Genomic DNA, 22,786 nt, shown 5'->3' on the forward strand with positions numbered 1-22,786 from the left:
CCGCATCGACAAGGTCGCCGGCTACGGCGAGGCCGACGTGGCCCGGTTGCTGGCCGACGCGGGGATCGTTCGCAACCGGGCCAAGGTCGAGGCGGGCTGCGCCGGGGCCGGCGGCTCGTCGTCGAACCGGGGGCGGGTGAAGATCGTGGTCTCGTCCTCGCCGTGCGAGCGGAACCAGACCGCCTCCATCTCCCGGAAGATCGGCGCCTCGGCCCGGCGGGCCGACCGGGCCACCACCGGGGCCGCCGGGGCGGGCTCGACCGCCGGGGCCGGCGCGGCCGGCTGGTAGGCCGGCGGCGCCACCGGGGCAGCCGTCGCCGCCTCGCCGCCCGGTGTCCGGTGGGGCAGCGGATCGAGAGCGGGGTGCGCGGCCGTCGCCCCGCCCACCGACCAGCCGGCGCCGGAGACCGGGGCCGGGGCGACGGGGGCGGGCGGCGCGGGCGCCGGCACGGTGGGCAGCGCGCCGGTCCCGCCGAACTGCACGGCCGGGGCGGTGTCCCGGGCCTCGGCGGGCGCCTGCCAGCGGGCCGGCGGCGGCGTGGCGGTGCTGCGCCACTGGTCGGCCAGGGTGGCCGTGCCGGCCCGGCCCGCTCCGGCCAGCGCGTCGGCGGCGCCCACCTGGCCGAGCGGGGACTGCTCGACGGCGAGCGGCTGGCGCGGGCGGGTCAGCGGGGCCTGACCCCGGTTCGCCGGCAGCACCACGGTGGCGTTCGGCAGGGTGACCTGCGCGACGGTGCCGCCCTCGACGTTGCGGCGCAGCTCCACCCGGATCCCGTAGCGGGACGCGAGCCGGCTGACCACGGCCAGGCCCATCAGCCGGAACGCGGCCACGTCGACCGTGGGCGGGGCGGCCAGCCGGCGGTTGAGCGAGTCGAGCTGTTCGTCGCTGAGCCCGAGGCCGCGGTCCTCCACCTGGATGAGCACGTAGTCGCGGATCCGGCGACCGTCGGCCACCACGATGGTGTTCGGCGGCGAGAACCGGGTGGCGTTGTCCAGCAGTTCGGCGACCAGGCGGACCACGTCGTTGACCGCGTGGGCGGCGACCGAGATGTCGGTGTCGACCGTGCCGAACTCGATCCGGTTGTAGAGCTCCACCTCGGACTGGGCGGCGCGCAGCACGTCGACCAGGAGCGCGTCGTCGCGGCGCGGCACGGCCGAGTCGGCCCCGGCCAGCACCAGCAGGTTCTCGTCGTTGCGGCGCATCCGGGTGGCCAGGTGGTCCAGCTCGAAGAGCTGGGCCAGCCGCTTGGGGTCCTCCTCGCTGCGCTCGATCGCGTCCAGCTCGCCGATCATCCGGTCGACCAGGCTCTGCGAGCGGCGGGCCAGGTTGAGGAACATGGCCGAGACGCTGGTCCGCAGCGCGGCCTGCTCGGCCGCCACCCGGACCGCCTCCCGGTGCACGACGTTGAAGGCCGACGCCACCTGGCCGACCTCGTCGCGGTTGGTCAACCTGATCGGGTCCCGGACCTGCTGGACGATTTCGTCCACGCCGCCGTCGCCGATGGCGTTGACGTTCTGCAGCCGGCTCACCGCGTCGGGCAGGTCGTGGTTCGCCACCGCCAGCGCGCCCTCGCGCAGCCGGCGCAGCGAGTCGTTGAGCGAGCGGGCCAGCACCACGGCCAGCGTCACGGCGATGGCCAGGGTGAGCAGCACCAGCAGGCTCTCCACGACGGCCTGCCGGATGACGTCGCTGCGTACCGCGTCGGCGTCGGCGAGCAGCTCGTCCTGGAGCTGGATCTCGGCCCACCGCATCAGGTCTCCGACCGCGCCGACGGCCGCGGCGGCCTCGTCCCGCGTGACCAGCGGCACCTGCCCGACCGAGCGGGAGATGTCGTTGGCGACCCGGTCGGAGAGTTGCACGGCGTCACCGGAGACGGTGCGGTCCACGAGGGACCGCTGGGCCGGCTCGGCGGCCCGGGAGAAGGACAGCAGGGCCTCCTGCTGGCCGGTCAGGGTGGCCACGAAGGAGGAGAACTGCTCCTCGTCGATCTGGCCGGTGGACAGCGCGGTGAAGGCGACCGCCTCCTCCTCGGCGACCTCCGCCTTGGCGTGGGCGAAGGCGGCCACCGCGCGGCGGGCGTCGGCCAGGCCCTCCGCGCCGGGCTGCTGGGCCAGCGTGTCGCCGTACGCGACGAGGTCGTCGAGGATGATGCCGTAGCGCAGGCTCGCCTCGGAGACTGGCATCTGCTGCCGGTCCAGCACCTCCTGGCGGGTGCCGTTGAGCGTCGCCAGGTGGTCGTCGATCACCTTGAGCCGGTCGCGCACCGAGGCCGGCACGTCGCCGACCCTGCCCCGCTCGTCCTGGTAGGCCGTGATCCGCTCGTCGGTGCTGCGGACCCGCAGGTTGTAGGCGTCCGGCTTCTGGTTCGGAGCGACCAGGAAGGACGCCGCCGCCATCCGTTCCTTGTGCAGGTCCTGGGTGAGCGCGGAGACGTCGATCGACAGCGCGGTCATCGACCGGATCCGGTTGGCCTCGTACGCGCCCTCGCCGACCGAGACGAGTCGGATAGTTGCCAGTGCGATGACAGCCGCCACGGGAACGACGAGGATGAGGGCGAGCTTGGAGCGGATCCGCGCGTCACGCAGCCGAGGCAGCCGCCGTCGCCGGTTTCGCTGATCGGGGTCGGGGCTCTCGGGCAGGGCCGTAGGTCCGGTGCTCACGACATCGCCTCCGTCGTTTCTTCCACGCCTGACCCGCCGACCCGTGCCTGGTGCAGCGGCCAGCGCCACGCGCGGCACGGCCGCGATTTCATCAGACGAGATCCTGTTTGGGAAGCGGCCGTGAGGAAGGAAACGGTCAGGGCTGACCCAACCCGTGATCCGATCACCTAATACCTTCTTTTCTCCGGCCCCCTGAACAGGGCATGTGACTCCAGAGTGGTCAGACGTATCTGCGCAGTAATTGTCGGTTAACGTTCCGTGTCCCCAGCATGTGGGACGGCCGTCCCGAAACGACTGCCGACATCCGCGCTTGACCACAGGGCCCGGCATTGGCAAGGTTTTGCAGGCTTCGCGCACACCGTACGGCACACCAATCCCGATCCTCCACTGAGGACGGACGAGCGGCGGTGTTCGGGCGCTGGCCCGCGCCGCACCTGGAGGACTGAGTTGAGCCCCATCCGCTCCGCGAGCATCGCGGTGCTCGCATCGGCCGTGCTGGCCACCACGCTCACCGGCTGCGAGTTCGGCGGGGAGCCGCAGGACAACACTCCGATCGTGATCGCCGCGGACCTGGAACTGTCCGGCGCCTCCGCGTCGGTCGGCAAGGTCTACCAGCGGGCCCTGGAACTGAAGGTCCAGCAGTTGAACTCCTCGGGCGCGCTGGGCGGCCGGAAGATCGAACTGAAGGTGAAGGACAACCGCTCCGACGCCGCGGAATCGTTGCGGAACATCAACGATTTCAGCGGTGACTCGCGGGTCAGCGCCATCATCATGGGCGGATGCAACGAATGTGCGATCGGCGCCGTCCGCACGATTGGTGAGAAGCGCATTCCCACCATCGCTCTCGCCTCCTCCGGGGAGATCACCGAACCGGTCGCCGAACGCCGCTATGTCTTCAAGCTGGCACCGAATGCGGCCGACAGCGCCGCCGCCCTCACCACCGAGCTGATCCGCCGCAACATCCGCAAGGTGGCCGTGCTGCACAGCGCCGACAAGTACGGCGAGGAGGGGCTGGCCGCGTTGAACAGCGAGTTCACCAAGGCCGGCGTCAAGCTGGCCCGCGCCCAGTCGGTGCGGACCACCGACACGGAGGTCAGCACCCAGATCGCCAACCTGACCGCCAAGAAGCCCGAAGCCCTGATCGTCTGGACCCCGCCCGAGCAGGCGTCGCTGGCCGCCGCCACCGCACGGCAGAGCCGCTACGCGGGCGCCCTCTTCTTCGACGCCTCGGCCGCCGGTGACCTCTTCCTGGGCGCCTCCGCCCGATCCACCGAGCGCACCACGCTGATCTTCACCCAGACCATGGTGATCGACGACGTCATCGCCACCACCCCGGCCAAGGCCGCCCGGCGGCAGTGGTTCCAGGAGTACACCGCCCGCTTCGGCGGCTACAACGGCTTCTCCTCGTTCGCCGCCGACGCCGTCCAGCTCATCGCCGACGCCGAACTGCGGGCCGGCGGCAAACCGGGCGAGGTGGACCGGGGCGCCCTGCGCGAGGTCCTCGAGACCGCGCAGCTCGACGGCCTCTCCGGGCCGATCCGGATGACCCCGGACAACCACTCCGGCCTCATGCCCCAGGCGCTGACCACGCTGGTGGCGCGTGGCGGCCGCTGGCGCCTGGCCGGTTGATCGCGACGGGTTCCCGGCAGGAGGCGGGGACGCTTCCTGCCGGGAGCAGCGGTCAGCGGGCCGAGGTGGTGGCGCGGACCCAGGGCAGGGCCAGGCGCTCGACCAGGCTGAGGGCCGAGTAGAGCAGGATGCTCATCACCGCCACCAGCACGATCGCCGCCCACGCCGTGGCAGTGTCACCCACGCCGTTGTACTGCAGGATCTGGTAGCCCAGCCCCGGCCGGTCCGAGTAGAACTCCCCGATCACCGCGCCGATCGCGGCCAACGGCATGGCCACCTTCAACCCGACGAAGATCTGCGGCAGCGCGGCCGGGAAGCGCACCTTCCGGAACGCCTGCCACCACGACGCGTTCAGCGAGCGGCCCAGCTCGGCCAGGTCCGCGGGAGTGGTGGTCAGCCCGGTCGCCGTGGAGAGCACGATCGGGAAGAAGCAGAGCAGGAACACCATGGTCAGGATGGGCTTCTGCCCCCAGCCCACCGCGACCACCAGCAGCGGACCGAACGCGATCTTGGGCACCGCGTTGACCGCCACGAGCAGCGGGGCGAACATCCGCTCCACCCGGCTGGAGGCGGCCAGCGCCATCCCGATCAGCACCCCGGCGAGCGACGAGAGCAGGAAGCCGAGCAGGGTCATCCAGGTGGTGATGCCCAACGCCGGCAGCAGCACGTCGGCGGTGCCGACCAGCGAGCGCCACACCGCCTGCGGCGGCGGCAGCGCGGCCGGGTGGACCAGGTGCAGCCCCGACGTGACCAGCCACCAGGCGGCCACCGCGATGACCAGCCCGAGCGCCGGCAGGCCCACCGCCGCCGGACGTACGACGAGCCGGCGCGGAGCGGCCGTGGGCTCCACCGGCTCCCCCGGCGCGGGCGCCCCGGCCCGGGTCCCGGTCAACTGCGTCAACGTGTCCTCCTCTCTGCGCCGGCCGACGACCGGCACGCGAAGGGGGTGCGCCCCACCGGGTGTCCCGGCGGGCCGCACCCCCCGTTGCCCGAGCCGACCCGTCAGGCCTTCGGCGCGAGGTTGAAGTCGATGATCTGATCGGGGGTGAGGTTCTGCTTGAGCGCGCCCGCGCCCTGGAGCAGGGCGATGCTCTTGGCGACCCGGCCGCTGTCCAGCGTGCCGATCGCGGTGCCGGAGTTGCTGGAGCGGACGTACGCGGCCATCAGCTGGAGCTCGGCGGAGGACGCGGCCGGATTGGCGGCCGGCACGTTCTTCTTCAGGAGGTCACCCGCCTCGTCCGGGTGGGCCAGCGCGTATTCCAGGCCCTTGAGCAGCGCCCCGGTGAAGCGCTTGACCATCTCCGGCTTCTCCTTGGCGATCTTGCTGGAGGTGATCAGCACGTTGCCGTAGAGGTCCTGCATCACGTTGCTGTACGGCAGCACGACCGGCTTCTTCTTGGCCACGGCCTCGACGGTGGGCTGGCCGACCACGAACTGGCCGATGCCGTCGACCGCGCCGGAGCCGAGCATGCCGATCAGGCCCTGCGCCTCACCGTTGACCCAGGTCACCTTGCTGCCGTCGATGCCGGCCAGCCGCGCGTACGTCGGGAAGAGGTTGCGCACCACGGAGGTGGGCGTGTCGGCGAGCTTCTTGCCCTCGAGGTCCTTCGGGGTGGCGATCTTCTTGCCCTCGACCGAGACGATGGCAGCCATGGTGCGCTGCTGGATCGCCGCCACGGCGACGAAGTCCTTGGCCTGGCCGTTGCCGAGCTGGAGGATGCCGCCGGTCAGGTCGATCGGGCCGAAGTCGGCCTGCCCGCCGGTGATGGTCTGGATGACCGAGCCGGTGCCCTGCCCGGGCTTGATGTCGACGTCGAAGCCGGCCTCCTTGAAGAAGCCCTTCTCCTTCGCCACCCAGGCATAGGAGTCACGGCCGAAGTTGCCGAACGAGGTGAGGTAGGTCACCTTCTCCAGCGCCGCGCCGTTTCCGGCCTTGGCGTCCTCCGACTTGTCCGAGTCGCTGCTGCAACCGCCGACGAGGGCGAGGGCGGTGGCCAGCGCTGCGGCGGCGACCGTACGGGTCAGCCTTCTCATCAGTGCACCATGTCCTTTCCGACCAGGGCACGTTCGCCCGGTCGGGTCGTGGGTCCGACGGTGTCGGCACGAGGGGGAAGCCGACGGGACCGTCGTGAGGGGACTCTTCGCGCGCAACAGCGTACGAGAAGGCTGATGACGTCAGGCGGGCGTACGGGTTGCGGAACGGAAACGAAGTTGCCTGACGGAAAGGAGACTGACGTCCATCCTGGAGGGTGCTATAGGGACTCCCGCCCGCTACGCTAGCCCGGCTCGCGATCGCGACTGTGGAAGGGAGCCGGCGGGAGATGATCCGACTGTCCGGGGTGTCCCGCACCTTCGACGGCCGCTCGGGGCGGGTCGAGGCGCTGCGCGGCATCGACCTCGACGTCGCCGAGGGCGAGTTCGTGGCCGTCCTCGGCCGCTCCGGATGCGGCAAGTCCACCCTGCTCCGCATGGTCGCCGGCCTGCTCCCGGTCACCGAGGGCGAGATCACCGTGGCCGGCACGCCGATCACGAAGCCCCGCCGGGACATCGCCATGCTGTTCCAGCGGCCCGCGCTGCTGCCCTGGCGCACCGTGCTCGACAACGTCCTGCTGCCGGTGGAGATCTTCGGCTGGCGCCGGGCCAAGCACCGCGACCGGGCCCGCGAGCTGCTGGAGATGGCCGGCCTGGGCGGCTTCGAGAAGCGCCTCCCGCACGAGCTCTCCGGCGGCATGCAGCAGCGGGTCGCCCTCTGCCGGTCGCTGATCGGCGAGCCGCGGGTGATGCTCATGGACGAACCCTTCTCGGCGCTCGACGCGCTCACCCGCGAGGAGCTCTCCGGCGAACTCCAGCGGGTGCACATGGAGACGAAGGCGACAATCGTCTTCGTCACCCACTCGATCGACGAGGCGGTGCTGCTCGCCGACCGGGTCGTCGTGCTCAGCCCGCGCCCCGGCCGGATCCGCGAGGTGGTCGAGGTGGCCGTGCCCCGGCCCCGCACCCTGGGCCGCCACGCGCACCTGGCCGAGGTGGCCCGGATCAGCGCCGAACTGCATGAACTGCTCATGGAGCGCGATGCCACCGACGGTGTCGTCGCGGGAGGACACTGACCATGCGGGTGTCCGTCTTCACCGAGCCGCACCGCGGGGCGAGCTACGACGACCAGCTCCGGTTCGCCCGGCTGGTCGAGGAGACCGGCTTCGAGGGCTTCTTCCGGGCCGACCACTACCGCGCCATGGGGGACGAGCCCGGGCTGCCCGGCCCCACCGACGCCTGGCTGACGCTCGCCGCGCTGGCCCGGGAGACCTCCCGGATCCGGCTCGGCACCCTGGTCACCTCGGCCACCTTCCGGCTGCCCGGGCCGCTGGCCGTGATGGTCGCCCAGGTCGACCAGATGAGCGGCGGCCGGGTCGAGCTGGGCATCGGCGCCGGCTGGTACGAGCGCGAGCACAGCGCCTACGGCATCCCGTTCCCGGCCGTCACCGAGCGGTTCGACCGGCTGGCCGAGCAGCTGGAGGTCGTCACCGGGCTGTGGCGCACCCCGCCCGGCGGGACCTACAGCTTCACCGGGGACCACTACCGGCTGGTCGACGCGCCCGCCCTGCCCAAGCCGGTGCAACAGCCCGGCCCGCCGGTGATCGTCGGCGGCCGGGGCCCGAAGCGCACCCCGGAACTCGCCGCCCGGTACGCCGACGAGTTCAACATGCCGTTCAAGACCGTCGCCGAGACGGCCGCCGCGTACGAGCGGGTCCGCGAGGCGTGCGACCGGACCGGCCGCGCCGCGTCGGGACGGGCGCCGCTCGTGCTCTCCGCCGGGATCGTGGTGGCCGTCGGGCGTACCGACGCGGAGGCCCAGCGCCGGGCCGCGCCGCTGCACGTCAAGAGCGCGCTCCCGCCGGAGGATCCGGTGGTCGGCTCCCCCGCCCAGCTCGTCGACCGGCTCGGCGAGTTCGCCGCCATCGGGGCCACCCGGGTGCACCTCCGGCTGATCGACTTCGACGACCTCGACCACGTGGAGCTCATCGCCGCCGAGGTGCTCCCCCAACTGGACGGACCAGGATGACCGACCTCTCCGCCGACCTCGAACTCGGCCCGGTGGGCCAGGAGGTCGTCTTCGAGAACGACCGGGTACGCGTCTGGCACATCCGCCTCGAGCCGGGCGAGCGGCAGCCGCTGCACCGGCACGACCACCCCTACCTGGTGGTGGCGATCCAGGGCGCCAAGAACGTGGTGCAGACGATCGACGGCACCACCATCGACGCCGACGAGCCGACCGGCGGGGTGGTCTACCGCGACCCCGGCGCCGTGCACATGCTGACCAACGTCGGCGACACCACGTACCTGGCCCGGCTGGTCGAGCTGAAGTAGCCACGCCGACGCCATCTCGCCGCGCCGCGGGTGGCAAGGTGGCGATCGGGTGCACCGGGCCGTAACGTGCCCGACATGGCCTTTCGGACGTGGGGCAGGTTGCTGCTCACGGCGCTCGGCGTGAGCGTGCTGGCCGGGGCCGGCCAGCTGGGCATCGCGTACGGCTTCGGCGTCGTACGCCTCGACGGCGCGTTCGTGGACGACTCGGTGAACCGGTGGCCCGCCCAGCTCGCCTGGGTCGGCTGGTTCGCCGCGGTCGCCACGGTCGCCGGGGCCGTCCTCACCGAACGCCTCGCCCGCCGGGACGCCTCCCCGGCCGGCACCACCGAGCTGCTCTCCATCGCCGGCGTCAGCGGGCTGGGCGCGATCGTGGTCGCCCCGCTCTGCATGCAGCCGGCCCGCGCCGCCGAGCTGGGCGGCACCGTCGACCCGGTGTGGGCGGCCGGCATCTGCGCCGTCCTCGGGGCGGTGGTCGGGGCGGGCACGGCGATCGCCGTGCTGCTCAAGCCGCCGTTCGGGTGGAGCATCGCGCTCAGCGCCGCGGCCGTCTGGCTGCTCGCCCTGGTCTCCGTCGCGCCGTCGGTCGCGTCGACCGGCACGCTGCCCACCGTACGCCTCGGCGTCCTCGAACCGTCCTGGCTGGATCCGGCCGCGGCCGAGCGCCTGGCCATGCTGCTGCTGCCCACCCTGGCCCTGCTGGCCGGCGCGGCGGTCGGCGCGCTGGCCCGCCGGGCCGGCCACCTGCCGCTGGTCGGCGGCGCGGCCGGCGCCGCCGGCCCGGTCCTGCTCGCCTTCGCCTACCTGACCGCCGGCCCCGGCACCGCGGCCGACCGCTACCAGCTCGCGCCCTACTACGGCGCGCTCATCGCTGTCGTCGCCGGAGCGCTCGGCTCCACCGCCACCACGGTGCTGCCCCGGCCGGTGACCACGGCCGGCGAGCCCGACGCGATCGAACCGACCGACATCCTCCAGGCCCTGCCGCCGTCGCCGGCCACCCCCGACCCGGCCGGCCCGGCTCCCGCCGCCCCGGTGGCCCTGCGCCCCGCCGGGGCACCCAGCCCCGCCCACTGGGACTGGCCGGAAGCCGGGGGGCTCACCCCGGCGCCCGTGCCGGCCGGGCTGACCAGCCGGCCCCCCGGTCGCCCGGGCCCCGAGCGTCCGGCGGACCGGGACGCGCCGACCCCGGTGCACGGGCCGGGCCTCGCCGGCGAGCGCGAGGCGACCCGGCCGGATCCGGTCCGGCGCCGGTTCGACGCGGCACCCTTCTCCGCCGCCGCGGGTGGGACGACCGATCCGACCCCGGACGCGCACGATGCGGACCGGCCGGCCCCCGAGCCGGGCTCCACGGCGCGGCCCGGCCCGATCGACGGGACCACGGCGCGGCCCGGCAGGACGGACCGGACCACGGCGCGGCCCGGCACGACGGACGGGACCAGTGGGCGGCACCTGGCCCCGGAACTGGACCCGGACGGCCCGCCCGCGACGGCCGACGTGGCGCCGGGCGTGGCCCACGAGGTGACTCCGGACGGCCAGCGGTTCGACGCGCCGGCGGCGGCCTTCTCCCCTGAGCAGGGTTCGGACTTCCCGCGTCCGGGCCGGCCGTCCGAGGACACCAGCCTCGGTCAGCTGCCCGGGTCGCCTCCCCCGGGCCGGCGGACCTCGGCCATCGACGTGCTCGCCGCCGGCCGCCCGACCCCGCCGGCCGACCCGGAGCCGGTCACGTCCGCCCCGGCGACAGCGCACGCGGAGGTCCCGAGGGCGACCGGCCGGACCAAGGCACCGTCCGTCTCGCCGGACGCGGTCACGCGGCCCACGCCGACGACCGAGCCGGCGGCACCGCACGCCGAGGCCACGAGGGCCACCGGTCGGGCGCCGGCTCCGCCCGTCGCGCCGCGCCCGGCGCCGGACCGGCCGGAAGCGGCGGCCCCGGCGGCTGCGGCGGAACGCGAGGTGGCCGGCCCCGGCTCCCCGGAGCCGGCGACCGAGGCGGCTCCGACGCGGGCGACGCGATCCCGGCGGGCCCGGGCCGCCTCGACGCCCTCGCCCCGACCGACGGACGACGCCCCGTCGTCGGCTCGCTTGGCGGACGAGCCCACGCAGGCGGGCGTTCCCGGCGCCGAGGCAGCGGCCGAGGCCGGCGAGTCCACCGCGGCCGCACCGGCTCCGGCCGGCCGCGCGAAGCGCACCCGCAAACCGCGGACGACCCGGGCCGTCCCGGATCAGGCACCCGAGCCGGCCACCGCCACATCGGACCGCACCACCGAGCCGACCGCGACCACAGCGGACACCACGGCCGAGCCCGCCGCCACCGGACCCGACGGCACGTCCGTGCGGGCCCGAAGCAGGCGGGACGACACCACCGTCCAGCCGGGCGCGAACACGCCGGACATCGCCTCCGAGCCGACCGGAAGCATCTCGGCCACGTCGAAGGCGGCCACCGCGCGCACCCCGTCGACCGGTGCCGAGCCGGCCGGCGAGGCGCGGGCCACGAACGAGCCGCAAACCCGGGCCACGAACGAGCCGGATACCCGAGCCACGAACCTGCCGGAGACCCGAGCCACGGACCAGCCGCAAACCCGAGCTGCGAACGTGCCGCAGACCCGAGCCACGAACGAGCCGGAAACCCGGGCCACGGACCTGCCGGAAGCGCCGGCGTCGGCCGAGGCGGACGCGAGCAGCGGCAGCACGCCGGCGGCCGGCGAGCGGCGGAACTTCTTCTTCGACCCGGAGCCGGCCCCGGTCGACCTGCCCGAGCCCTCGGCGTCACCCCGGCCGCGGATCCCGATCTTCGAGGACGTGACCCCGGGCAACGTCCGGCCGGCCTGGCCGATCGCCCCCGCCGCGAACTGGCCGGTCACGCCGCGCGGCGGCAGCGAGCCGGCCGCAGCGGACGGCCCGGCCGCAGGGCCGGATGCCGGCCCCGAGGGCACCGCGGCCGCAGGGCGGGATGCCGGCCCCGAGGGCACCGCGGCCGCCGGACCGGCCCGGCCCGAGCCGGCGCCGCGCCCCCGGCACCGCGCCCTGCCCGACCTGGGCCGGAGCACCGGCTGGGAGGCCCTCGCCAACGCCCGCCCCGCCGGCCCGGCCGCCCCGCCGCCCACCGGCCGGACCCCGGACACCGCCGCCCCCACCGGCCCGGTCCCGGAGAACACCGACACCACCGACCAGGGCCCCGAGACGACGGCTTCCGTCGGCCGGGCTCCGGAGACCAGCGGTCCCGTCCCGCAGACCACCGGCGGAACCGCCGAGGGCGCCGATGGCGCCGAGGCCGCCGGCCCTGTCCTTCCAGCCTGGGACGCTCCGCCCCCGCAGGCGGCCGGCAGCGCGCCCGGCGGCCGGCACGCCGACGTGTCCGGGCCCGAAGCGAGCCCCGAGGCGGCCGGCGGGAAGTCGAAGGCCCGGCGCAGCCTGTTCCGGCGCAACCGGGGCAAGGGCGGCGAGCCGGGCGAGGTCGACCGTGACGGCGAGCCGCTCGCCGCGCAGGACGAGGAGTACGTCGACTGGGTCGCCGGCCTCGCCTCCGACGACAACGCGGACGACGCTCGCTCCCTGCGTACCGGCCGGCACCACCGCGACTGAGCCCGCGGGCCGGGCCGACCAGCGGCCCGGCCCCGGCGGCGCTCAGGCGAGCGGCAGGTAGACCCGCGAGCCGCCGGCCACGAACTCCTCGGACTTGTCCTTCATGCCGCGCGCCGCGTAGTCCTTCAGCTCCTGCGTGATCTTCATGGAGCAGAACTTCGGCCCGCACATCGAGCAGAAGTGCGCGGTCTTCGCCGGCTCCGCCGGGAGCGTGGCGTCGTGGTACGACCGGGCAGTCTCCGGGTCCAGCGCGAGGTTGAACTGGTCCTCCCAGCGGAACTCGAACCGGGCCTTGGAGAGCGCGTCGTCCCACGCCTGCGCCCCGGGGTGCCCCTTGGCCAGGTCGGCCGCGTGCGCCGCGATCTTGTACGCGATCACGCCCGCCTTCACGTCGTCCCGGTCGGGCAGCCCGAGGTGTTCCTTCGGGGTGACGTAGCAGAGCATGGCGGTGCCGAACATGCCGATCATCGCGGCGCCGATGGCCGAGGTGATGTGGTCGTACGCGGGGGCGATGTCGGTGGTCAGCGGGCCGAGCGTGTAGAACGGGGCCTCGTGGCACCACTCCTGCTGGAGGTCCACGTTCTCCTTGATCTTGTGCATGGGCACGTGGCCGGGGCCCTCGATCATCACCTGCACGTCGTACGCCCAGGCGACCTTCGTCAGCTCGCCCAGGGTGCGCAGCTCGGCGAACTGCGCCTCGTCGTTGGCGTCCGCGATCGAGCCGGGCCGCAGCCCGTCGCCGAGGGAGAACGTCACGTCGTAGCGCGCGAGCAGCGCGCACAGCTCGTCGAAGTGGGTGTAGAGGAAGTTCTCCTCGTGGTGCGCCAGGCACCAGGCGGCCATGATGGAGCCGCCGCGGGAGACGATCCCGGTCACCCGGTCCACCGCCAGCGGCACGTACGGGAGCAGCACCCCGGCGTGCACGGTCATGTAGTCGACGCCCTGCTCGGCCTGCTCGACCACCGTCTCGCGGAACACCTCCCAGCTCAGCTTCACCGGGTCGCCGCCGACCTTCTCCAGCGCCTGGTAGATCGGGACGGTGCCGATGGGCACCGGCGAGTTCCGCACGATCGCCTCGCGGGTCTCGTGGATCCGCTTCCCGGTGGACAGGTCCATCACGGTGTCCGCGCCCCACCGGGTGGCCCAGGTGAGCTTCTCCACCTCCTCGGCGACCGAGGAGGTCACGGCCGAGGTGCCGATGTTGGCGTTGACTTTGACCAGGAACGCCTTGCCGATGATCGCCGGTTCGCACTCCGGATGGTTGACGTTGAGCGGCAGCACGGCCCGCCCGGCTGCGATCTCGTCCCGGACGAACTCCGGCGCGACGCCCTCCCGGATCGCCACGAACTCCATCTCCGGCGTGACGATCCCGGCCCGGGCGTACGCGAGCTGCGTGGGCCGGCGACCGTCCACGCCGGCCAGCGGGGTGCCGGCGCCGCGCACCGGGGCGACGTCCCCGCGGGCGGCGATCCACGGTCCGCGCAGCGGCGGCAGCCCCACTTCCGGCTCGGATCCGGGGCCGGAGGTGTCGTAGAGCCGGACCGGCGCGTTGTCCCCGGTCAGCGCCACCTCGGCGAACGGCACCCGGATGTCCGGGCGTGACCCCTCGACCCAGACCTTGCGACGTGCGTGCATGACAGCCTCCCTGTCGCTCATGCGGACCAGCCGAAGTGGTCCAGCGGGCCGCGTCCCGCGCCCAGCTCCCAGTGCCGCGCGCCGGTCAGCGCGCGGGTCACGTACTCCTTGGCGGTGGCCACCGCGACCGGCACCGGATCGCCCGCCGCCAGCCGGACGGCGATCGCCGCCGAGAACGAGCAGCCGGTGCCGTGGTGGTGCCGGGTCGGCACCCGGGGCGCGCGCAGCAGCGTGGTCGAGCCGCCGCCGGCCAGCACGTCGACCGAGTCGCCGGCCGCGTCGACGTCGCCGCCGGTCACCACCACGTGCGCCGGGCCGGCGGCCGCGAGCGCCTCGGCCGCCGCGACCATCTCCTCGACCGTGGTCACCGGGCGTCCGGTGAGTGCGGCGGCCTCCGCGCAGTTCGGCGTCGCCACCTCGGCGTACGGGAGCAGCCGCTCGACGGCCGACACGACGCCGAGCCGGTGCCCGCTGGTGGCGACCAGCACCGGGTCGACGACCAGGTGGGGAAGGCGGCCGGCCTTCGCCGCCTCGGCCACCGCGTCGGCGACCGCGGGCGTGCCGAGCATGCCGGTCTTCACGGCGCGTACGTCGAAGTCGTCGAGCACGCTGTCGAGCTGGTCGCGCACGGTCTGTGGGGGCAGGGGCAGCACGGCGTCCACGCCCCGGGTGTTCTGCGCGGTGACCGCGGTGATCACGCTGGTGCCGTAGGCGCCGAGGGCCGCGAAGACCTTGAGGTCGGCCTGGATGCCGGCGCCGCCCCCGGAGTCTGATCCGGCGATCGTGAGTGTGGTCCTCGGGGTCATCTGACTTCCTTTGTTGCGGTGGGGGCTGGTCGGGCCGCCCCGTGACCGGCCCGACCAGCGAATTCGTGGGCCGCCGTGAGCGTGGCGGCGATCTCGGTGGGGTCGTCGGCGCGCATCAGGGCGCCGAGGACGGCCACCCCGGCGGCGCCGGCCGCGACGCACTCCCGGACCTGGTCCGCGGTTTCGATGCCGCCCAGGGCGAGGATCGGCACGGTGCTGATCGCGATCAGCTCGCGGAGCCCGGCCGGGTGCAGGGGTGGGCCGTAGCCGGGCTTGGTTCTCGTCGGGAAGACCGGCGACAGGGTCGCGTAGTCCTCCGTGGTGAGTCGGGCCAGCTCGGTGGCGTCGTGGCAGGAGCGCCCGACCAGTCCGGCGGCCGGCGGCGGGTACGGGCCGGCGGCCGGCAGGTGGACGGCGTCGCCGCCGAGCGGGTCGGGTCCGGCCACGACCAGGGTGCCGCCGGCCTCGCCGAGAATGGCGCGCAGCTCGGCGGCCAGGGCGGCGCGCTCGGCCCGGGACAGGTCCTTCTCGCGAAGCACGACCCAGCGCACTCCCCCGGCCACGGCCGCCTCGACGACTCCGGTCAGCGGTCGCCGCGCCTGCCACCGTTCGGTGAGCAGCACGACGCCGGACGGCACGGCGTCACCCGAGATCTTGGAAGAGTCCGGCCCCCCGAGGGGCCGTTTCCCACCAAGATCTACAGCAGCGCCCGTCACAGGTCGGGCCTTCCCTCGTCCGGAGTGGAGGCGAGCGCGTGGAAGCGGCGGGCGATCCGGCCCGCCCCGTACGCCAGCCGCCCCGCCTCGACGGCGTGCCGCATGGCGGTGGCCATCGCGACCGGGTCGGCGGCCCGGGTGACCGCGCTGGCCAGCAGCACGGCGTCGCAGCCCAGCTCCATGGCGAGCGCGGCGTCGGAGGCGGTGCCGATCCCCGCGTCGAGGATCACCGGCACGTCCACACCCTGCCGGATCAGCCGGATGTGGTGGGGGTTGCTCACCCCCAGCCCGGAGCCGATCGGCGCGCCGGCCGGCATCACGGCCGCGCAGCCCACGTCGGCCAGCCGCCGGGCCAGGATCGGGTCGTCCGAGGTGTACGGCAACACCGTGAACCCGTCGGCCACCAGCTCCTCGGCGGCGCGCAGCAGCTCCACCCCGTCGGGCAGCAGCGTGCGCTCGTCGCCGATCACCTCCAGCTTCACCCAGTCGGTGTCGAACGCCTCCCGGGCCAGCTGCGCCACCTTCACGGCCTCGGACGCCGTGTAGCAGCCGGCCGTGTTCGGCAGCAGCCGTACCCCGCACCGGTCCAGCAGGTCGAGCAGGCCGCCGGCGGCGGCCCGTGCGGTGTCCACCCGGCGCAGCGCCAGGGTGACCAGTTCGGTGCCGGAGGCGCGGATGGCCTGCTCGAGCACGTGCAGGTTGGCCGCGCCGCCGGTGCCGAGGATGAGCCGGGAGCCGAAGCCGACCCCGCCGATCTCGAAGGACATCCGGCTCACCCGCCCTGGGCGGCGCTGAGCACCTCGACCCGGTCGCCGTCGCGCAGCACGGTCGCCGGCCAGCCGCCGCGCGGCACCACCTCGCCGTTCACCGCGACCGCGAGGCCGCGCTCCTGGACGGTGACCGCGCGGACCACGTCGGCGACGGTCGAGCCGCCGGGCAGGTCCCGTCCCGCGCCGTTGACGATCAGTTCCACCTGGGCTCCTTCCCGAACCGGTCCGGGGTGAAGGGGGCGAGCAGCGGATCCGGCTCGCCCGTGACGATCAGCTCGGTGACCAGGTCGGCGGTGACCGGGGTGAGCACGATGCCGTGCCGGTGGTGCCCGGTGGCGACGACCACGCCGGGCCGGCCCGGCAGCGGCCCGATGATCGGCGCGTTGTCCGGCGTGCCGGGGCGCAGTCCGGCGGTCGCCTCCACCAGGTCGTACTCGGCCAGCTCCGGCACCAGGTCGACGGCGGCGCGGAGCAGCCGGAGCACCGCCCCGGCGGTCACCTCGGTGTCGGCGCGCTCCTCGACGGTCGCCCCGACCACGACCTCGCCGCTGTCCCGGGGCACCAGATAGACCGACTCGCCGTCGGCGTACCCCCGGATCACGTGCCGGAAGTCCGGCGCGCCGCGACCGGGTGCGCGGAGCCGGAGCACCTGGCCCTTGACCGGCCGGACCGGCAGCCCGGTCAGCGCGGCCGCGCCGCAGCCGGCCGCGACCACGGTCACCCCGGCGTCCACGTCGGACAGCGCGCCGACCCGGGCCGGGCGCAGCACCGCGCCGGCCCGCCCGGCCGCCGCGCGCAGCGCGGGGACCAGCCGGCGCGGGTCGACCTGGTGGTCGCCGGGGGCGACCGCGCCGCCGCGCACCCGCGGGGCCAGCGCCGGCTCGCGGTCGCGCAGCTCCGAGGGGCGCAGCGGCGTGATCGGCAGTCCCAACCCCTGCTGGTACGACCAGAGCCGCCGCGCCTCGGCCAGGTCGTCGGCGGTGAGCCCGACCACCAGGGTGCCGTCGGCCCGGTACCCGACGTCGGCGCCGGACGCCTCGGCCAGGTCGGCGGCGAAGCGGGGCCAGCGGGCGGCGGACTCGGCCAGCAGGGCGGTCAGCTCGTGCTCGCCGAAGTACGCCTCGGCGACCGGGGAGAGCATCCCGGCGGCGACGTGCGAGGCCCCGGAGCCGGGAGCGGGATCGTGGACGGTCACGCGCAGCCCGCGGGACGCGCACCGCCACGCGATCGCCAGCCCGACCGGTCCCGCCCCCACGATGGCGACGTCCGGTCGGGTCAGCACGTCAGGGCCGCAATCAGCTCGGCGGTCGTGCGGCCGGGATCGGGGCTGGCCGACAGCGCGCCGACGACCGCCACCCCGTACGCGCCCGCGACCCGCAGCGCCGGCACCGACGCGGCGGTCACCCCGCCGATCGCGATCACCGGCACGTCCACGGCGCCGGCCACCGCGCGCAGCCCGGCCGGGCCGATCGGATCGGGCAGGCCGGACTTGGTGGTGGTGGCGTGGCACGGGCCCACGCCCAGGTAGCTGGCCCCGGCGGCGACCGCCGCCGTGGCGCCGCCCGGCTCCCGCGCGGTCGCGCCGAGCACGGCGCCTTCGCCGAGCACCCGCCGGGCGGCCGCCACCGGCAGGTCCTCCGCGCCGACGTGGCCACCGGCGGCGCCCACCGCCAGCGCCACGTGCAGCCGGTCGTTGACCAGGCACGTCGCCCCGTACGGCCGGCACAGCCCCACCACCCGGCTGGCCAGCTCGTACGCCTCCCGGTCGGTGGCGTCGTCCTCGACTCGAACCTGAATGACCAGCTCGTCGCGGGCCACCGGCAGGGCGGCGCGCAGCACGGCGAGGGGGTCCCGCCCCGGCCGGGTGTCGGTGATCAGATGCAGTCGTCCCAGGGACGGCACGGCAACTCTCCTCCCTGCGCCGGCATTACCCGGATCAGGTTCGACGGTCGGGGGCTTCCAGCCCCCCTCTCAGCCCGGTGGCACCAGGCTCCCGTGGGTCACTTGCGGGCCTACCGTACGACGTGCGCGCGGATCCGCCAAGGGGCGGGTGGGGAATTTCCCACCGACCGTCCGAGGTGGAGCACGGGGACAGCGGGTGATCTCCCGATCACGTCATGCTGTCCGGATGCCCTCGTCCGCCCACGTCCCCCGCCGGCTGTCCTTCCTGCCGTTCCGGGGCAGCGCCGCGGTCGCCGAAGGACTCCTGACCTGGGCGATGCTCCAGGGTCCGGCCTGGCGCCGCCTCCTGCCCGATGTGTACGTGCACCGCGACGGCCACCGGCCGGACGACCATCGCCTGTGGTGCGACGCCGTGGCGCTGCGACTGCCGCCGGGCGCGGCGATCGCGGGATCAAGTGCGGCCTTCCTCTGGGGCGCCGACCTGCTCGCCCGGGACGCGCCGGTCACGGTGCTGCTGCCCCGGGCCGCCCGGATGCGGCCGCATCCCCGCGTCCGCCAGGTCCGTTCCGTGCTGCCGGGCACCGACCGGACCCGCTTCGCCGGGCTGCCGGTCACCACGGCGCTGCGCACCGCCTTCGACCTCGGGCGGCAGGGTCCGCGCGTCGACGCGCTGGTCGCCGTCGAGGCGTTGCTGCACCGCCGGGTCGTCAAGCTGCCCGCCTTGTGCGCCTACGCGGCGGCGCGCCCCGGCTGGCCCGGCGCGACGCTGCTGCGGGAGGTGCTGGCGCTGGCGGAGCCGCTGAGCGAGTCCCCGATGGAGACGCGCCTCCGGCTGCTCCTCCTCGACGCCGGCCTCGGCCCGCTGACTGCCCAGCACGACGTACGCGACGCCACCGGGCGTTTCGTGGCCCGGGTCGACCTGGCCTGGCCCGCGCTCCGCGTCGCCGTCGAGTACGACGGCGACCACCACCGGGAACGGGCCCACTTCCGCCAGGACGTGGCCCGCCTGAACGCCCTCCGCGCCGCCGGCTGGCTGGTCCTCCGCTTCACCGCCGACGACGTCCTCCGCCACCCCCGCGCCACCATCGCCCTGGTCCGCCAGGCCCTCCAGGAGCGCACCACCCGCTGACCCCGTCCGTCAGTGGAACGCCATGTAGGTCAAACCCGCCCGGTGACCTCCATAGCGTTCCACTCACGCTGCGCGCTCGCGCGCCCCCCGCCCAAGGGCGCGCCGGGGCTGGACAGCGCGCTGCCCCGGCGGCCGGGCAGGCGTGCCGGGGCAGCGGACGGGAGCGGTCAGAGGATGGCGTCGAGGGTGTCCAGGTCCTCGTCGGTGGGCTGCCAGGTGCCCGCCTCGGCGTTGGCGCGTACCTGCTCGGGCGTGGTGGCGCCGGCGATCACCGAGGTCACCGCGGGCCGGGCGGCGAGCCCGCCGATGGCCACCTGGAGCATGCTGATTCCGCGCTCGATCGCGTACGCCTCGATGGCCTCGATGGTGTCCCAGTCGGCGGCGGCGAAACGCTCGGCGTACCGGCCGCCGCCGGAGAGCCGGCTGCCGGCGGGCGGGGCCTCGTCCCGCTTGTACTTGCCGGTGAGCAGGCCGTTGGCCAGCGGGAAGAACGGCAGCATGCCGAGGCCGAACCGCTCGCACGCCGGGATTACCTCGGCCTCGACGGACCGTTCCACCAGCGAGTAGTGGTTCTGCGCGGAGATGAAGCGCGTTCGGCCCTGGGAGGAGGCGGTCCAGTCGGCGTCGGCGATCTGCCAGCCGGCGAAGTTCGAGTTGCCGAGGTAGCGCACCTTGCCGGCGGTGACCAGGTCGTCCAGCGCGGCGAGGGTCTCGTCGATCGGGGTGCCCGGGTCGGGCTCGTGCATCTGGTAGAGGTCGATGTGGTCGGTGTCGAGGCGGCGCAGGGACGCCTCGACCGCCCGGGCGATGTACCGGCGGGCGCCCCGGGCGCCGTGGTCCGGCCCGTTCAGACCGTGCATGTCCATGCCGAACTTGGTGGCGACCACCACGTCGTCCCGGCGGCCCTTGAGCGCCTGCCCGAGCAGTTCCTCGGAGCTGCCCTGCGGCTCACCGTAGATGTCGGCGGTGTCGAAGAAGTTGATCCCGGCGTCGAGCGCGGCGTCCACGACCGCACGGGTGCCGTCGAGGTCGAGCTTGCGGCCGAAGTTGTTGCAGCCGATGCCGACGACGGACACCACGAGTCCGGAGTCGCCGAGCCGGCGGTAGGTCATCTCAGTCACGAGATCCACCCTATGCCGCCGGGCTCGGCCTCACCCGACGTCCCAGACCGGCTCCGGGGTCTCCACCACCTCGCCGTCGCCGCGGAACAGCACGAACCGGTCGAAGGAGCGGGTGAACCACCGGTCGTGGGTGACCGCGACGACCGTCCCGGCGAACGCGTCCAGCCCCGCTTCGAGGGCTTCGGCGGAGGCCAGGTCGAGGTTGTCGGTCGGCTCGTCGAGCAGCAGCAGGGTGGCCCCGGACAGCTCCAGCAGCAGCACCAGGAAGCGCGCCTGCTGGCCGCCGGAGAGGGTGCCGAACCGCTGGTCGCCCTGCCCGGCCAGCTCGTACCGGGACAGCGCCGCCATGGCGGCGTGCCGGTCCATGCCGGCCCGGTGCTCGTCGCCCCGCCACAGGATGTCGACAAGCGTCTTCTCGATGAGCTCGGGCCGGTCGTGGGTCTGCGAGAAGTGGCCGGGCCGGACCCGCGCGCCGAGGCGTACGACCCCGCCGTGCGCGACGGGCGCCAGCTTCGCCCCGTCGACCGGGATGTTGGCGGGGTCGGGGTCGGTGCCGCCGCGGGCGAGCAGGCGCAGGAAGTGTGACTTCCCGGTCCCGTTCGCGCCGAGCACGGCGACCCGGTCGCCGTACCAGAGTTCCAGGTCGAAGGGGTAGGTGAGGCCGTCCAGTTCGAGCTGCTCGGCGATGACCGCGCGCTTCCCGGTCCGCCCGCCGGTGAGGCGCATCCGGATGTCCTGCTCCTTCGGGGGTACGGGCGGCGGCCCGGCCTCCTCGAACTTGCGCAGCCGGGTCTGCGCGGCCTGGTAGCGGGAGGCCATCCCGTCGTTGTACGCGGCCTTCTGCTTGTACATGAGCATCAGCTCGCGCAGCTTCTGGTGTTCCTCGTCCCAGCGGCGGCGCAGCTCGTCGAGTCGGGCGTGCCGGGCCACCCGGGCCTCGTGCCAGCTCGCGAAGCCGCCCGGGTGCACCCAGGCGCTGCCGCCCTCCACGGCGACCACCCGGTCGGCGGTCTGGGCGAGCAGTTCCCGGTCGTGCGAGACGTAGAGCACGGATTTGCCGGACTCGCGCAGCCGGGCCTCCAGCCAGCGCTTGCCGGGCACGTCGAGGAAGTTGTCCGGCTCGTCGAGGAGGAGCACCTCGTCCGGGCCGCGGAGCAGCAGTTCCAGCGCGAACCGCTTCTGCTGGCCACCGGAGAGGGTCCGCACCGGGCGCTCCCGGGCGGCGTCCCACGGCAGGTCGAGGACGATGGTGGCGACGGTGTCGAAGAGCACCTCGGCGTCGTACCCGCCGGTCTCGCCCCAGGCGGCCAGCGCGTCCGCGTACGCGAGCTGGGCCTTGCCGGCGGCGCTGCTGTACTTGCCGCGGACCTCGGCCGCCCGCATGGCCGCCTCGGTGTCGGCGAGGCGCCGGCCGGCGTCGCGCAGCGCGGGCGGGGCGAGCGACAGCGCCAGGTCGGCGAGGGTCGACTCGTCACCGATCATGCCGATGAACTGGCGCATCACGCCGAGCCCGCCGGCGCGGGCGACGACGCCGGTCTTCACCGGCAGGTCGCCGGCGACCATGCGCAGCAGGGTGGTCTTGCCGGCGCCGTTGGGGCCGACGAGCGCCACCTTGGCGCCCTCACCGACCCGGAACGACACCTCGGCGAAGAGTTCCCGGCCGTCGGGGAGGATGTGCCCGACTCCTGCCACGTCCACGTATCCCACGCGGGCATCCTGCCCGAGGGGCGGGCGCGAGCGACACCGGATTACCGGGTGACCCGGAGCACCCGGTAGCCCTTCTGGCTGGCGTGCCGCTCGACCTGCCAGCCCTGCTCGACCAGCCAGCGGTGCAGCGAGTCGCCGCCGAGGTGCCGGGCGACGACCAGCCAGGCCACCCCGGCCGGGGCGAGCCGGGGCAGCCAGCGCCGCAGCAGTTCGTGCAGCTCCGCCTTGCCGATGTGGATGGGCGGGTTGGACCAGATCTCGGCGAAGGCGAGGTCGGCGGGTACGTCGTCCGGCGCGGCCACCCGGACCCGGTCGGCGGCGCCGATGCTGGCGGCGTTGGCGGCGGTGAGGTCGCGGGCCCGCTGGTTGACGTCGACCGCCCAGACCGTGGCGGCCGGCGCGCTGCTGGCCAGCACGCAGGTGATCGGCCCGAAGCCGCAGCCGATGTCGAGGAACGGGCCGGTGGCGTCGCGCGCCGGCAGGTCGGCCTTGCGGAGCAGCACCGCGGTGCCGGGGTCCAGCCGGGCGGCGGAGAAGACGCCGGCGGCCGAGGCGAGGGTGTAGTCGCGCCCGGCGACGGAGAACTCGACCTCGCGCGGCCGGGCGGGGGTCGCGGGTTCAGCGGTGAAGTAGTGGTCGCCGGTCACGTCGGGCATTGTCGCACCGCCCGGGACCGGCACCCGCGACGGTGCGGCGGGCAGGGCGGGACGCCACTCCGCCAGATTTTGCCGATATTACCCACGAAAGGGACAATGGCCCCTACTGT

General features: G+C 74.5%; 18 protein-coding genes, 2 pseudogenes and 1 riboswitch. Of the genes and pseudogenes, 7 read left to right on the forward strand and 13 right to left on the reverse strand.

The window, feature by feature from the left end:
• Positions 1–94: pseudogene (locus tag ABZS80_RS30995) on the forward strand (DNA-3-methyladenine glycosylase I); the annotation flags it as partial.
• Positions 95–102: 8 nt separating this feature from the next.
• On the opposite strand, the pseudogene ABZS80_RS31000 reads toward ABZS80_RS30995, so the two are convergent.
• Positions 103–2,661 (reverse strand): annotated as a pseudogene (locus ABZS80_RS31000) (sensor histidine kinase); the annotation flags it as partial.
• Between the two features lie 447 nt (positions 2,662–3,108).
• On the opposite strand from ABZS80_RS31000, the gene ABZS80_RS31005 reads away from it, so the two are divergent.
• Positions 3,109–4,290, forward strand: a complete 1,182-nt coding sequence (locus tag ABZS80_RS31005) for an ABC transporter substrate-binding protein (protein ID WP_355061467.1) — start codon at positions 3,109–3,111, stop codon at positions 4,288–4,290.
• A 52-nt stretch (positions 4,291–4,342) separates the two neighbouring features.
• On the opposite strand, the gene ABZS80_RS31010 is transcribed toward ABZS80_RS31005, so the two are convergent.
• Both ABZS80_RS31010 and ABZS80_RS31015 read right to left on the reverse strand, forming a co-directional pair.
• Entirely contained in the window at positions 4,343–5,140 is a 798-nt protein-coding gene (locus ABZS80_RS31010) for an ABC transporter permease (protein ID WP_355061526.1), read from the reverse strand.
• A gap of 152 nt (positions 5,141–5,292) precedes the next feature.
• Positions 5,293–6,324, reverse strand: a complete 1,032-nt coding sequence (locus tag ABZS80_RS31015; protein ID WP_355061469.1) for an ABC transporter substrate-binding protein — start codon at positions 6,322–6,324, stop codon at positions 5,293–5,295.
• Between the two features lie 287 nt (positions 6,325–6,611).
• Here ABZS80_RS31015 and ABZS80_RS31020 point away from each other — a divergent pair, with 287 nt between their 5' ends.
• The 4 genes from ABZS80_RS31020 (at position 6,612) to ABZS80_RS31035 (ending at position 12,234) form a co-directional block, all read left to right on the forward strand.
• Positions 6,612–7,397 carry an ABC transporter ATP-binding protein gene (locus ABZS80_RS31020; protein ID WP_355061471.1) on the forward strand — a complete coding sequence of 262 codons (786 nt, stop codon included), beginning with the start codon at positions 6,612–6,614 and terminating at the stop codon, positions 7,395–7,397.
• A gap of 2 nt (positions 7,398–7,399) precedes the next feature.
• Positions 7,400–8,350, forward strand: coding sequence for an LLM class F420-dependent oxidoreductase (locus ABZS80_RS31025; RefSeq protein ID WP_355061473.1), 951 nt, complete (start codon positions 7,400–7,402; stop codon positions 8,348–8,350).
• The gene (locus ABZS80_RS31030; protein WP_355061475.1) at positions 8,347–8,655 is read left to right on the forward strand and encodes a cupin; all 309 of its coding nucleotides are present in this window, start codon (positions 8,347–8,349) and stop codon (positions 8,653–8,655) included. The genes ABZS80_RS31025 and ABZS80_RS31030 overlap by 4 nt, the downstream gene beginning before the upstream one ends.
• A 75-nt stretch (positions 8,656–8,730) precedes the next feature.
• Entirely contained in the window at positions 8,731–12,234 is a 3,504-nt protein-coding gene (locus ABZS80_RS31035) for a hypothetical protein (protein ID WP_355061476.1), read from the forward strand.
• A gap of 42 nt (positions 12,235–12,276) precedes the next feature.
• Here ABZS80_RS31035 and thiC read toward each other — a convergent pair whose 3' ends face one another.
• From thiC to ABZS80_RS31070, 7 genes are all read right to left on the reverse strand, one after another.
• Positions 12,277–13,869 carry a phosphomethylpyrimidine synthase ThiC gene (gene thiC, locus ABZS80_RS31040; protein ID WP_355061478.1) on the reverse strand — a complete coding sequence of 531 codons (1,593 nt, stop codon included), beginning with the start codon at positions 13,867–13,869 and terminating at the stop codon, positions 12,277–12,279.
• A 17-nt stretch (positions 13,870–13,886) separates the two neighbouring features.
• Positions 13,887–14,675: a bifunctional hydroxymethylpyrimidine kinase/phosphomethylpyrimidine kinase gene (gene thiD, locus ABZS80_RS31045; RefSeq protein WP_355061480.1), complete on the reverse strand. Its 789-nt coding sequence runs from the start codon at positions 14,673–14,675 to the stop codon at positions 13,887–13,889.
• Positions 14,672–15,328: a thiamine phosphate synthase gene (locus ABZS80_RS31050; RefSeq protein ID WP_355061528.1), complete on the reverse strand. Its 657-nt coding sequence runs from the start codon at positions 15,326–15,328 to the stop codon at positions 14,672–14,674. The genes thiD and ABZS80_RS31050 overlap by 4 nt, the downstream gene beginning before the upstream one ends.
• Positions 15,329–15,387: 59 nt before the next feature.
• A complete protein-coding gene (locus ABZS80_RS31055; RefSeq protein ID WP_355061482.1) occupies positions 15,388–16,167 on the reverse strand; it encodes a thiazole synthase in 780 nt (259 codons plus the stop codon).
• On the reverse strand, positions 16,164–16,364 hold the full coding sequence (gene thiS, locus ABZS80_RS31060) for a sulfur carrier protein ThiS (RefSeq protein WP_355061484.1): 201 nt from the start codon (positions 16,362–16,364) through the stop codon (positions 16,164–16,166). The genes ABZS80_RS31055 and thiS overlap by 4 nt, the downstream gene beginning before the upstream one ends.
• Positions 16,355–17,443, reverse strand: a complete 1,089-nt coding sequence (gene thiO, locus ABZS80_RS31065) for a glycine oxidase ThiO (RefSeq protein ID WP_355061486.1) — start codon at positions 17,441–17,443, stop codon at positions 16,355–16,357. The genes thiS and thiO overlap by 10 nt, the downstream gene beginning before the upstream one ends.
• Positions 17,437–18,063 carry a thiamine phosphate synthase gene (locus ABZS80_RS31070; RefSeq protein ID WP_355061487.1) on the reverse strand — a complete coding sequence of 209 codons (627 nt, stop codon included), beginning with the start codon at positions 18,061–18,063 and terminating at the stop codon, positions 17,437–17,439. Before ABZS80_RS31070 ends, thiO begins: the two co-directional genes overlap by 7 nt.
• A riboswitch (TPP riboswitch) is annotated at positions 18,058–18,167 on the reverse strand. (Overlaps the previous gene by 6 nt.)
• 122 nt (positions 18,168–18,289) lie before the next feature.
• Here ABZS80_RS31070 and ABZS80_RS31075 point away from each other — a divergent pair.
• On the forward strand, positions 18,290–19,192 hold the full coding sequence (locus ABZS80_RS31075; RefSeq protein WP_355061489.1) for a DUF559 domain-containing protein: 903 nt from the start codon (positions 18,290–18,292) through the stop codon (positions 19,190–19,192).
• Between the two features lie 167 nt (positions 19,193–19,359).
• Here the strand turns inward: ABZS80_RS31075 and ABZS80_RS31080 are convergent, their stop codons facing one another.
• Genes ABZS80_RS31080 through ABZS80_RS31090 form a run of 3 tightly spaced genes read right to left on the reverse strand, consistent with a single transcriptional unit; the run spans position 19,360 to position 22,667 of the window.
• Positions 19,360–20,322 (reverse strand): aldo/keto reductase, encoded by a 963-nt coding sequence (locus ABZS80_RS31080; protein ID WP_355061491.1) that lies wholly within the window; start codon positions 20,320–20,322, stop codon positions 19,360–19,362.
• 21 nt (positions 20,323–20,343) lie between these two features.
• Positions 20,344–22,020 (reverse strand): ATP-binding cassette domain-containing protein, encoded by a 1,677-nt coding sequence (locus ABZS80_RS31085; protein ID WP_355061493.1) that lies wholly within the window; start codon positions 22,018–22,020, stop codon positions 20,344–20,346.
• Positions 22,021–22,061: 41 nt separating this feature from the next.
• Positions 22,062–22,667, reverse strand: a complete 606-nt coding sequence (locus tag ABZS80_RS31090) for a methyltransferase (protein ID WP_355061530.1) — start codon at positions 22,665–22,667, stop codon at positions 22,062–22,064.
• Between the last annotated feature and the right edge of the window lie 119 nt (positions 22,668–22,786).

The sequence above is a fragment of the Micromonospora sp. NPDC005305 genome, assembly GCF_040607315.1.
In the GTDB taxonomy this organism is placed as follows: Bacteria; Actinomycetota; Actinomycetes; order Mycobacteriales; family Micromonosporaceae; genus Micromonospora.